Annotated in this window: 8 protein-coding genes; 1 reads left to right on the top strand and 7 read right to left on the bottom strand. The window is 73.8% G+C overall.

From position 1 onward, the window contains the following. Positions 1-16: 16 nt before the first annotated feature. Positions 17-745, top strand: coding sequence for a ZIP family metal transporter (locus tag ACFVQG_RS15285; RefSeq protein WP_383381931.1), 729 nt, complete (start codon positions 17-19; stop codon positions 743-745). Between the two features lie 14 nt (positions 746-759). On the opposite strand, the gene cobI is transcribed toward ACFVQG_RS15285, so the two are convergent. The 7 genes from cobI to ACFVQG_RS15250 are packed head-to-tail and all read right to left on the bottom strand — an operon-like array spanning position 760 to position 11,670. After that, complete coding sequence (gene cobI / locus ACFVQG_RS15280) at positions 760-1,506, bottom strand: precorrin-2 C(20)-methyltransferase (RefSeq protein WP_383381928.1); 747 nt, start codon at positions 1,504-1,506, stop codon at positions 760-762. After that, the gene (locus ACFVQG_RS15275; RefSeq protein WP_383381925.1) at positions 1,491-2,954 is read right to left on the bottom strand and encodes a cobyrinate a,c-diamide synthase; all 1,464 of its coding nucleotides are present in this window, start codon (positions 2,952-2,954) and stop codon (positions 1,491-1,493) included. Before ACFVQG_RS15275 ends, cobI begins: the two co-directional genes overlap by 16 nt. Next, positions 2,951-3,550: a cob(I)yrinic acid a,c-diamide adenosyltransferase gene (gene cobO / locus ACFVQG_RS15270; protein WP_383381922.1), complete on the bottom strand. Its 600-nt coding sequence runs from the start codon at positions 3,548-3,550 to the stop codon at positions 2,951-2,953. Before cobO ends, ACFVQG_RS15275 begins: the two co-directional genes overlap by 4 nt. Next, entirely contained in the window at positions 3,550-5,538 is a 1,989-nt protein-coding gene (locus ACFVQG_RS15265) for a putative cobaltochelatase (protein WP_383381919.1), read from the bottom strand. Before ACFVQG_RS15265 ends, cobO begins: the two co-directional genes overlap by 1 nt. Further along, positions 5,535-9,191 (bottom strand): cobaltochelatase subunit CobN, encoded by a 3,657-nt coding sequence (gene cobN / locus ACFVQG_RS15260; protein WP_383381916.1) that lies wholly within the window; start codon positions 9,189-9,191, stop codon positions 5,535-5,537. The genes ACFVQG_RS15265 and cobN overlap by 4 nt, the downstream gene beginning before the upstream one ends. Then, the gene (locus ACFVQG_RS15255; RefSeq protein ID WP_383381913.1) at positions 9,188-10,723 is read right to left on the bottom strand and encodes a cobyric acid synthase; all 1,536 of its coding nucleotides are present in this window, start codon (positions 10,721-10,723) and stop codon (positions 9,188-9,190) included. The genes cobN and ACFVQG_RS15255 overlap by 4 nt, the downstream gene beginning before the upstream one ends. Continuing rightward, positions 10,720-11,670, bottom strand: coding sequence for a cobalamin biosynthesis protein (locus ACFVQG_RS15250; RefSeq protein ID WP_383381910.1), 951 nt, complete (start codon positions 11,668-11,670; stop codon positions 10,720-10,722). Before ACFVQG_RS15250 ends, ACFVQG_RS15255 begins: the two co-directional genes overlap by 4 nt. Positions 11,671-11,728: the final 58 nt, after the last annotated feature.

Genomic DNA, 11,728 nt, shown 5'->3' with positions numbered 1-11,728 from the left:
CGGATAGCAAGGGCGGATGGCGGTCTTCGTCGCGCTCGGCGCGTTCCTGATGACGCTGGCGGGCGGCTGGACGGCACAACGCGTGACGGACCGCCGCCACCTGGTGCTGGGCCTGGCCGGTGGCCTGATGCTGGGCGTGGTCGGCCTGGACCTGCTGCCGGAGGCCCTGGAGGCGGCGGGCGACGAGGTGCACGGCGTCCCCGCGGCCCTGCTGTTCTTCGTCGCCGGATTCCTCCTCGCCCACCTGGTGGAACGCCTGCTCGCCGCCCGACAGGCAGCGCACGGCGCCGAGGAGAACGACGTCCGCACCCCCGAGGTGGGCCTGACGGCCGCGGCGGCGATGGTCGGTCACAGCGCGATGGACGGCGTGGCGATCGGCGCCGCCTTCCAGATCGGCGGCGGCATGGGAACGGCGGTCGCCCTCGCGGTCATCGCGCACGACTTCGCCGACGGCTTCAACACGTACACGATCACCAGCCTGTACGGGAACGCCCGCCGCAGGGCGCTGGCCATGCTGTTCGCGGACGCGGTGGCCCCCGTGCTGGGCGCGGCGTCCACGACGCTCGTCACGATTCCCGAACCCCTGCTCGGCTGCTACCTGGGCCTGTTCGGCGGCGCACTGCTCTACCTGGCGGCGGCGGAGATCCTCCCGGAGGCCCACCACGAACACCCGGCCCGCCCCACACTGCTGTGCACGGTGGCCGGGGTGCTGTTCATCTGGCTGGTGGTGGGCGTCGCGGAGTGAGGGGGCACGGGAACTCACAGCTTCCCGCCCCGCCCGCCCGCACGCCGCGCGGGCGCGATGAGCGTCGACAGATACGGCAGCGCGGCCCCGTCCAACTCGGCGGCGGGCCGGATCGACTCCTCCGGCAGCCCGAGCGCGGACCCCCACACGGCACCGTCGAGCCGTCCGCTGTCCCGCAACGCCTCCGCCACCTCGGCTGCCTGCCGCCCGAACTTGTAGGCGACGACGGTCCCGGGCCCGTTGAGTGCGTCCTTCAGCACGGCGGACCCCGCGGTCACGGGCACGAGCGTCAACGGCTCGGTCCCCTCGGTGAGCACGGCCCCGGACCGGGCGGCGAGATCCTGCATGGCGGTGATCCCGGGCACGGTCTCGACGACCAGACCCGGCACGGCGCCCGCGACGGTCTGCGCGAGATAGGTGAAGGTGGAGTACACGTTCGGATCACCGATGGTCGCGAAGGCGACGCGGGCGTGCTCGCGCAGCAGCCCCGTCACCCGCTCCCCGGCCGCGTCCCAGGCGGCCTCGCGCCGCGCCCGGTCGGTCCGCTCGTTCAGCGCGAACACCACCCGGACGACCTTCTCCTGCGGCACGTAGTGCACCACGGTCGCCTCGGCCCGCCCGCGCTCGCCCGTGTCCATCACGGGTACGACGACGACGTCCGCGGCGCGCAACGCGTTGACGCCCTTGACGGTCACCAACTCCGGGTCACCGGGCCCCACCCCGACACCGACCAACGTGCTGCTGCTCATGACGTCCGGCACCTCTCCACGAACCTACGGGCCACACCGGGCGCCGACGCCCAGTGCGTGTGCAGATAACTCGCGTGCACCCCGCGCTGTACGAACCCCTCGACACGAGGCCGCGCCCCGCGCACGCCCCACGCGGGCGCGTCCCCCGCTCCCGGCTCGACGACGGTCCGGTGGAACTCGTGCCCCCGCATCCGCGCCCCCGCCCCGACCAGCACGCTGTCACTCACGGCGACGGCGTCCCGGTACCCGAGACTGAGCCGCTCCGACATCCGCGCGTCGGCGTCCAGCACCCCGCACATCGGCTGTCCGTCCAGCTCCCGGCAGAGGTACAGCAGCCCGGCACACTCGGCGGCGACGGGCGCCCCGGCCAGCGCGAGTTCCCGCACGGCCTTGCGCAGCTTCTCGTTGGCGGACAGCTCGGCGGCGTACACCTCCGGGAACCCGCCCCCGATGACCACCCCCCTCGTCCCCTCCGGCAGTTCCTCATCCCGCAGCGGATCGAAGACGACGACCTCGGCCCCGGCCGCGGCGAGCAGTTCGGCGTGCTCGGCGTAGGAGAAGGTGAAGGCGGGCCCACCGGCGATGGCGACGACCGGCTGACGCGGGTCGCCGCTGTCCGCCCGTCCGGCGTTCGAGGACGAGGCCCTTCCGGGGTCGAAGGGGGAGGCCGGGGGCACCGCCCCCGGGGTCGGGACGGGAAGGGGCGGCGGGGGCGAAGAAGCCAGGGCATCAGCAGGACCCCAGGCCGCACCCGGCAGATCCCCCGCACTCCGCGCCAGCCGGACCAACCCCTCAAGATCACACCCCGCGGCAACCTGCGCCCCCATCGCCGCCACCGCCGCCACCGCGGCCCCCCGCCGCTCGGCCACCGGCACCAACCCCAGATGCCGCGACGGCGTATCCACCTGCGCCACCCGCCGCAACACCCCCAGCACCGGCACCCCCACCGACTCCAACGCCTCCCGCAACACCCCCTCGTGCCGATCGGACCCGACCTTGTTGAGGATCACGCCCCCGACCCGGACCCCCGGATCCCACGACACGAACCCGTGCACCAGCGCCGCCACCGACCGCGCCTGCGCCGACGCGTCCACCACCAGCACCACCGGCGCCCGAAGCAACTTCGCGACCTGCGCGGTGGACGCCAGTTCGCCCTCCCCTGAGGCCCCGTCGTACAGCCCCATCACTCCCTCGACCACGGCGATGTCACACCCCCGCGCCCCGTGCGCGAACAGCGGAGCCACCAGCTGTGGCCCACACAGGTACGCGTCGAGGTTCCGCCCCACCCGCCCACTGGCGAGCGCGTGGTACCCGGGGTCGATGTAGTCCGGCCCGACCTTGTGCGGCGACACGGCGAGTCCCCGCGCGGCGAGCGCGGCCATCAACCCGGTGGCGACGGTGGTCTTGCCACTGCCCGACGACGGCGCGGCGACGACCAGCCGAGGGACGGCACAGGTCACCACTCGATGCCCCTCTGCCCCTTCTGCCCGACGTCCATGGGGTGCTTGACCTTGGACATGTCGGTCACGAGATCCGCGAACCCGACGAGCTTCTCGGGCGCGTTCCGCCCGGTGATGACGACATGCTGGGTCCCGGGCCGCTCCCGCAGCACGGAGATCACCTCATCGGTGTCGACCCACCCCCAGTGCATCGGATAGGCGAACTCATCCAGCACGTACAGCTTGTACGTCTCGCTCGCGAGGTCCCGCTTGACCTGCTCCCAGCCCTCCCGGGCCTTCTCCTCGTTGTCCATCTGGGAGTCCCGCTGCACCCAGGACCACCCCTCGCCCATCTTGTGCCAGTCGACGGACCCGCCCTCCCCGGACGCCCCCAGCACCCGCAGCGCGTTCTCCTCGCCGACCTTCCACTTGGCCGACTTCACGAACTGGAACACCCCGATCGGCCACCCCTGGTTCCAGGCCCGCAGCGCCAGCCCGAAGGCGGCCGTGGACTTGCCCTTCCCCACTCCCGTGTGCACGACGACCAGCGGCCGGTTGCGCCGCTGACGAGTCGTCAGTCCATCGTCCGGTACGACACTCGGCTGTCCCTGCGGCACTACGCGGCCCTCCTCGACGTCACGTCCTTCACCAACCCGGCGATCGCGTCCGCCCGCAACTCGTCCAGCGTCACGGCGGTCCCGCCCAGCTCACCCGCGAGCTGCCCGGCCAGCCCCAGCCGCACGGGCCCCGACTCACAGTCGACGACCACGGAGGCGACCCCGTCGGCCGCGAACAGCCGGGCCGCCCTGGACGCCAGCGCGACGGGCTCGGGCCCACCGGTCGCCCGCCCGTCGGTCACCACGACGACCAGCGCCCGCCGCGCGGGATCCCGCAGCCGCTCCACCCGCAGCACGTCACGCGCCTTGAGCAGCCCGGCCGCGAGCGGCGTCCGCCCACCGGTCGGCAACGACTCCAGGCGTACGGCGGCGGCGTCCACGGACGACGTGGGCGGCAGCGCGACATCGGCGGCCGACCCCCGGAAGGTCACCAGCCCCACCTTGTCCCGCCGCTGATAGGCGTCGAGCAGCAGCGACAGCACGGCACCCTTCACGGCACCCATCCGCTGCCGGGCGGCCATGGACCCCGACGCGTCGACCACGAACAGCACGAGGTTCCCCTCGCGCCCCTCCCTGACCGCCTGCCGCAGATCGTCCCGCCGCACGACGAGCCCCGTCCCGGACCGCCCCCGCGCCCGCTGGTGCGGGGCCGCCGCCCGCACGGTCGCCGCCAGATGCAGCTTGGTCAACGCGCCCTGGGGACGCCGAGCCCCGGTCGTCCGCCCCTGCTCGGTCCGCGCCCGCGAACGCCGCCCGGCGGCCCCCTCGCCGATCCCGGGCACGCTCAGCACCTTGGTCCGGAACGGTTCGGAGGCCCGTACGGGGGACTGCTCGGCACCCCCGGCGGGCTGCCCGCCCTCCCCGGCCTCGGGCCGCGCGGCGGTGTCCCCGTCCTGCTGCGGCCCGGAGTCGGGGGAGGGCTGCCCGCCGCCCCCGCCCCCCGGCCCGTCGGGGTCGGGATCGTCGTCGGGCGACTCGCCGGAGAACTCCTCCAGCGTCTGGTCGAGCTTGTCCTCGTCGAGCCCCGGGGCGTCGAAGGGGTTCCGCCGCCGCCGGTGAGGCAGGGCCAGCAGCGCGGCCTGCCGCACGTCCTCCGCGAGCACCTCCGTCCGCCCGGCCCACGCCGCCAACGCGGTAGCGGTCCGCGCCATCACGATGTCGGCCCGCATCCCGTCCACCTCGAAGGCCGCGCAGGTCGCCGAGATCTGCCGCAGCGCCCCGTCGCCCAGCCGCACCGACGGCACCAACTCCCGCGCCGCCACGATCCGCCGCCGTACGGCGGTCTCCTCGTCCGCCCACCGCACCGCGAACCCCGCCGGATCATCGTCGTAGGCGAGCCTCCGCCGCACGACCTCCACCCGCTGCTCGGGCTCCCGCGAGGCCGCGACCTCGACGGTCAGCCCGAACCGGTCGAGGAGCTGCGGTCGCAGCTCGCCCTCCTCCGGGTTCATGGTCCCGACGAGCAGGAACCGCGCGGCGTGCCGGACGGAGACACCTTCGCGCTCGACGTACGAGGCACCCATCGCGGCGGCGTCCAGCAGCAGGTCCACGAGGTGGTCGTGGAGCAGGTTGACCTCGTCGACGTACAGAATCCCTCGGTGGGCGTCGGCGAGCAGCCCCGGCTCGAAGGCCTTCACGCCCTCCGCGAGCGCCCGCTCGATGTCCAGCGCGCCCACGAGCCGGTCCTCGGACGCCCCGACGGGCAGTTCGACCATGCGGGCCGGGCGCGAGGCACCCGGCTTCGTGTCGTGCGGTCCGTCCGGGCACGAGGGATCGGGCGCCGACGGATCGCACGAGAACCGGCACCCCGGCACGACGGACACCTCGGGCAGCAGCGCCGACAGCGCCCGAACGGCGGTCGACTTCGCGGTGCCCTTCTCGCCGCGCACCAGTACGCCACCGACCTGCGGGGACACGGCGTTCAGCAGGAGGGCCAGCCGTAGGTCGTCCTGACCGACGACGGCCGAGAACGGAAAGGGGGTGCTCACTTGTCGTCGCCCTCCAAGTCGCCTTCCAGCTCCAGATAGGTGGCCCGCAGCCGCTCCAGCGTGTCCGCGTCCGGCTCGGCCCACAGCCCCCGCTCCGCCGCCTCCAACAGGCGCTCGGTGATGCCGCGCAGCGCCCACGGGTTCGACTGCTTCATGAAGTCCCGGTTCTCCGGGTCGAAGACGTACTCGGCCGAGAGCTTCTCGTACATCCAGTCGTCGACCACGCCCGCCGTCGCGTCGTAGCCGAAGAGGTAGTCCACGGTCGCCGCCATCTCGAAGGCACCCTTGTAGCCGTGCCGCCGCATCGCCGCCATCCAGCGCGGGTTGACCACCCGGGCCCGGAACACCCGGTGCGTCTCCTCGCCCAGGGTCCTTGTCCTCACCTGGTCCGGAGTGGCCGAATCACCGACGTACGCCTCGGGGTTGGCGCCCGTCAGGTGCCGCACCATGGCGACCATGCCGCCGTGGTACTGGAAGTAGTCGTCGGCGTCGACGAGATCGTGTTCGCGCGTGTCGACGTTCTTCGCCGCCACCGCGATCCGCTTGAACGCCGTCTCCATGTCCCCCCGGGCCGCCCGCCCGTCCAGCCCCCGCCCGTACGCGTAACCGCCCCACACGGCGTACACCTCGGCGAGATCCGCGTCCGACCGCCAGTTCCGCGCGTCGATCAGCGGCAGCAGCCCGGCCCCGTAGGCCCCCGGCTTGGACCCGAAGATCCGGGCCGTGGCCCGGCGCCGGTCACCGTGCTCGGCGGCGTCCTCGTCCACGTGCGCCCGTACGAAGTTGGCGTCGGCGGGCTCGTCCAGCTCCGCCACCGTCCGTACCGCGTCGTCGATCAGCCCGACGACGTGCGGGAACGCGTCCCGGAAGAAGCCGGAGATGCGGACCGTGACGTCGATGCGAGGCCGCCCCAGCTCCGCCAGCGGCACGACCTCGAAGCCCGTCACCCGCCTCGACGCGTCGTCCCACACCGGACGGCACCCGAGGAGCGCCAGGATCTCGGCGATGTCGTCCCCCTGCGTGCGCATCGCGGACGTCCCCCACACCGTCAGCCCGACCGACTGCGGATACGCGCCGGTGTCGGTCAGATACCGCTGCACCAGCGAGTCCGCGAGCGACTGCCCGACCTCCCAGCTCAGCCGGGACGGGATCGCCTTGGGGTCGACGGAGTAGAAGTTGCGGCCGGTCGGCAGGACGTTGACCAGACCGCGCGTCGGGGACCCGGACGGCCCCGCCGGGACATAGCCGCCGTCCAGCGCCCGCAGGATGTGCCCGATCTCGTCCGTCGTACGGGCGAGCCGCGGCACGACCTCCCGGCAGGCGAACTCCAGCACCGCCACCGCGTCGGGCAGCCCGGTACCCAGGACCTCACGCACCAGCGCGGGCACCGCCGCGGCGTCCCAGTCCCGCGCCTCCATGCCCTCCGCGGCCCGCCTGCACAACTGCTCCAGCAGGTCGATCGCGTCGGCGGCGGACCGCGCCGGGCCGTCCACCAGGTCCGTCAGCTCCACCGGCACCTTCAGCGGCGCCCCGGGCTCGGCCAGCAGCTCCTTCTCCACCAGCCCGAAGTGCGCGGCCAGCGCGGCCCGCAGCCCGGGCAGCGCGTTCGCCTGACCGCCCCACACCTGCGAGGCCCGCAACACCGCCAGGACCAGGTTGACGCGCGGCTCACCGACCGGGCCGCCGCCCAGCACATGCAGGCCGTCCCTGATCTGCACGTCCTTGATCTCGCACAGATAGCCGTCGATGTGCATGACGAACTCGTCGAACTCGGCGTCGTCCGGCTGCTCGTCCACATGCAGGTCGTGGTGCAGCTCGGCCGCCTTCACCAGCGTCCAGATCTGCGCCCGCACGGCCGGTGCCTTCGTCGGGTCCAGGTCGGAGACGAGGGCGTACTCGTCGAGCAGCTGCTCCAGCTTCGCCAGGTCCCCGTACGTGTCCGCACGGGCCATCGGCGGCACCAGATGGTCGACCACCGTGGCGTGCCCGCGCCGCTTGGCCTGGGTGCCCTCGCCGGGGTCGTTGACGATGAACGGGTAGATCAGGGGCAGGTCCCCGAGCACCGCGTCCGGGGCGCAACCGGCGCCGAGGCCCAGGCCCTTGCCCGGCAGCCACTCCATCGTGCCGTGCTTGCCCATGTGCACGATCGCGTCGGCGCCGAAGCTGTTCTCCAGCCAGCGGTAGGCCGCCAGGTAGTGGTGGGAGGGCGGCATGTCGGGGTCGTGGTAGATCGCGATCGGGTTCTCGCCGAAGCCGCGCGGCGGCTGGATCATCACCACGGCGTTCCCGAACCGCAGCGACGCCAGCACGATGTCGTCGCCGTCGACGTACAGCGACCCCGGTGGCTCGCCCCACGCCTCGGTCATCGCGTCCCGCAGCTCGGGGTCCAGCTGGGCGAACCACGCCTGGTAGTCCGCCAGCGGCACCCGTGCCGGAGCCGCCGCCAACTGGTCCTCCGTCAGCCACTCCACGTCGTGGCCACCGGCCTCGATCAGCCGGTGGATCAGCTCGTCGCCGCCCTCCGGGTGACCGTCGACGCCGTACCCGGCGTCCCGCAGCGCGTTCAGTACCCGTACCGCCGAGGCGGGGGTGTCCAGGCCCACCGCGTTGCCGACGCGGGAGTGCTTGGTCGGGTAGGCGGTGAAGACGAGCGCGACCTTCTTCTCCGCGTTCGGCTTGTGGCGCAGCCGCGCGTGGCGTACGGCGATGCCCGCCACCCGCGCCGCCCGCTCCGGGTCGGCCACGTACACCGGCACGTCGTCCGGCCCCTGCTCCTTGAAGGAGAACGGGACCGTGACGAGCCGTCCGTCGAACTCCGGGATCGCGACCTGCATCGCCGCGTCCATGGGGGACAGCGCGGCGTCGGACCCGGCCCAGGCGGCCCTGGACGACGTGAGGCACAGCCCTTGCAGCACCGGCACGTTGAGGTCGGCCAGCGCCCCGATGTCCCACGCCTCCTCGTCGCCGCCCGCCGACGCCTGCGAGGCGTGGGTGCCGCCCGCGGCCAGGACGGTGGCGACCAGGGCGTCCGCCCGGCCCAGCAGCTCGTACAGCCCGGCGTCCGCGCCGCGCAGCGAACCGCAGTACACCGGCAGGGCGTTGGCACCGTGCGCCTCGATCGCGTCGCACAGGGTGTCCACGAAGGCGGTGTTGCCGCTGAGTTCATGGGCGCGGTAGAAGAGCACGCCGACGGTGGGACGGCCGTCCAGGAACGCCCGCTCCCCGTGGACGCCGTACTCCGGCATCCGCCGCGGCTCCTCGAACCCCTCACCCGTCAGCAGCACGGTGTCCGAGAGGAACCGCGCCAGCTCGGTGAGGTTCCCCGGCCCGCCCTCGACCAGATAGCGCAGCGCCTCCGCGACCACCCCCGCCGGGACCGACGACTCGGCCATCAGCTCGGCGTCGGGCACGCTCTCCCCGCCCAGCAGCACGGTCGGCACCCCGGACGCCTTCAGCGCGGCGAGCCCGTCCTCCCAGGCCCGCTTGCCGCCCAGCAGCCGTACGACGGCGACGTCCGCGCCGTCGAGCAGCGCGGGCAGCTCGGTGGCGACGTCGACGCGGGACGGGTTGCCGATCCGGTACGAGGCGCCGGAGGCGGCCCGGGCCGCCAGCAGATCGGTGTCGGCGGTCGACAACAACAACACTGTGCTCATGCGGGCGCTCCCGGTGGAATGAAGGGCAGTCCTTGCGGTGTGCCGGACTCGATGAGCCGCCACAGCGCGTCCGTGTCCGCGTGCTGTTCGATCAGGTCGCCGAGCCGGTCGAGCTGCTCCTCGCGCAGCGCGGCGAACGAGGTGTCGGGGGACGGTACGAAGCGGCGGCCCGCGGCGGCGGCCACCTCGCGCAGGAAGGCCCGCCGGAAGCCGTCCGACTCCAGTGAGCCGTGCCAGTGGGTGCCCCAGGTGTGGCCGACCCGGCAGCCGTCCAGGCGGTGTCCCTCGTCATCGCAGATGAACGCTTCCCCGCCCTCGACGGACGCGACCCCGTGGTGGATCTCGTAGCCCTCGACCCGTTCGCCGAGGGCCTCGCCGACCGGCCGGGTGAGGGTCTTCTCGCGGGCGAACCGCACCCGCACCGGCAGCACTCCGAGCCCGGTCACGGGCCCCCTGCGGCTCTCCACCTCGTCGTCGATGTGCTCGCCGAGGACCTGGAAGCCGCCGCAGATGCCCAGCACGGGCCGTCCCTCGGCCGCCCTGCGCACGAGCGCCTCGGCCAGCCCCCGCTCCCGCAACCACTCCAGGGCGCGGACCGTGCCCCGCGTCCCCGGTACGACGACCAGGTCCGCGTCGGCCAGCTCCTCCGGCCGGTCCACGAACCGCACCACGACGCCGGGTTCGGCGGCCAGCGCGTCGACGTCCGTGAAGTTGGACATCAGCGGGACCGCGCAGACGGCGACCCGCAGCACGTCCTCGCCGACGGGCGGGGCGACGTTCGACTCGCGCACGGTCCCGCGCAGGGAGACCCGCAGTCCGTCCTCCTCGTCGATGCCGAGCCCGTGCCGGTACGGCAGCACACCGTACGTCCGCCGCCCGGTGAGGCGGTGCAGCATGTCGAGGCCGGGCTCAAGGAGGGAGACATCGCCCCGGAACTTGTTGACGAGGAACCCGGCCACCCACTCCTGGTCCTCCCGCGACAGCAGCGCCACGGTCCCGAAGAAGGAGGCGAAGACCCCGCCCCGGTCGATGTCCCCGACCACCAGCACGGGCAGCCGGGCGTTGCGGGCGATGCCCATGTTCACGATGTCGGTGCGGCGCAGGTTGATCTCGGCGGGACTGCCCGCCCCTTCACAGATCACCGCGTCATACGTGCCCCGCAACTCGGCCAGACAGTCCAGGACCGTGCCGAGGAGCCGCTGTTGCCGCCCCCCGTGATAGCCGCGCGCGCTCAACTCGCCCACGGGCTTGCCCAGCAGCACCACCTGACTGCTCTGCTCGCCGCCCGGCTTGAGCAGTACGGGGTTCATCAGCGCGGTCGGCTCCACGCGGCACGCCTGCGCCTGCATGGCCTGCGCCCGCCCGATCTCGGCGCCCTCCCGGGTCACGAACGAGTTCAGCGACATGTTCTGCGCCTTGAACGGCGCCACCTTCACGCCCTGCCGCACCAGCCACCGGCAGATCCCGGCCGTGACGACGCTCTTCCCGGCGTCGGAGGTGGTGCCCGCGACGAGGAGTCCCCCACCGGTCATGTCGTACGCCCCCTCTTCCTCCCGACGAGGACCCGCCCCGCCGCGCACACGGCCAGCGCGAGCACACCCACGCGCCGCGACAGCCGTACCGCCCGTTCGATGTCGGCGACGGCCACGGAACGGCCGCCGTCGTTGAGGACCGGCCGGTGCTCGACCCGTCCGCCGTACGACAGCGTCCCGCCCAGCCGCACCCCCAGCGCACCGGCGAACGACGCCTCCACGGGCCCGGCGTTGGGGCTCGGGTGCTGGGCGGCATCGGCCCGCCAGGCCCGCACGGCGCCCCGCCGGTCCGGTCCCGCCACGGCGGCGAGTACGGCGGTCAGGCGCGCGCCCGGCCATCCGGCGAGGTCGTCGAGGCGGGCGGAGGCCCAGCCGTAGCGGCGGTGGACGGGGGACTTGTGGCCGACCATCGCGTCCAGGGTGTTCACGGCCCGGAAGCCGAGCAGCCCCGGCACCCCGGCGACGGCACCCCACACCAGGGCGCCCACGACCGCGTCGGAGGTGTTCTCGGCCACCGACTCCACGACCGCCCGCGCGATCCCGTCCGCGTCCAGCGCCTGCGGGTCCCGCCCGCACAGGTGCGGCAGCCGGGCCCGCGCGCCCTCGACGTCCCCGGCCTCCAGGGCGCGCCCGATGGCGCGGGCCTCCCGGCCGAGCGAAGTGCCGCCGACGACCGCCCAGGTGGCGACGCCGGTCAGCGCGACGGAGGCGGCGGCGGAGGACCGTACGGAGCGGGACGCCACGGCGCCCAGGGTGACGGCGCCACCGGCGCACACCGCGGTGTGCAGGGCGCCCCAGCCGCGGTGGTCGCGCCACAGCACCCGTTCCACGGCGGTCGCGGCGCGCCCGAACGCGGCCACCGGATGGCCGCGGCGAGGATCGCCGAGGAGGAGGTCACCCAGGAGGCCGACGGTGGCGCCGTACGCGAAGACGCGATCGGCACGCATCGGGCTCAGCCGGTCGTGGGGTCAGGGAAGGGGGGAGTTCCGGTCCGGGACCGCAATC

It is taken from the genome of Streptomyces sp. NPDC057877 (assembly GCF_042796855.1).
In the GTDB taxonomy this organism is placed as follows: Bacteria; Actinomycetota; Actinomycetes; order Streptomycetales; family Streptomycetaceae; genus Streptomyces.
Note: the sequence above shows the minus strand (reverse complement) of the source record. Positions and strands in the feature narration are given on the sequence as shown.

Excerpts from the sequence above, each read along its gene's own strand:
- ACFVQG_RS15285 (WP_383381931.1), top strand. The coding sequence starts at position 17 with ATGGCGGTCTTCGTCGCGCTCGGCGCGTTCCTGATGACGCTGGCGGGC.
- ACFVQG_RS15250 (WP_383381910.1), bottom strand. The coding sequence starts at position 11,670 with ATGCGTGCCGATCGCGTCTTCGCGTACGGCGCCACCGTCGGCCTCCTG.
- cobN (WP_383381916.1), bottom strand. The coding sequence starts at position 9,191 with ATGAGCACAGTGTTGTTGTTGTCGACCGCCGACACCGATCTGCTGGCG.
- ACFVQG_RS15255 (WP_383381913.1), bottom strand. The coding sequence starts at position 10,723 with ATGACCGGTGGGGGACTCCTCGTCGCGGGCACCACCTCCGACGCCGGG.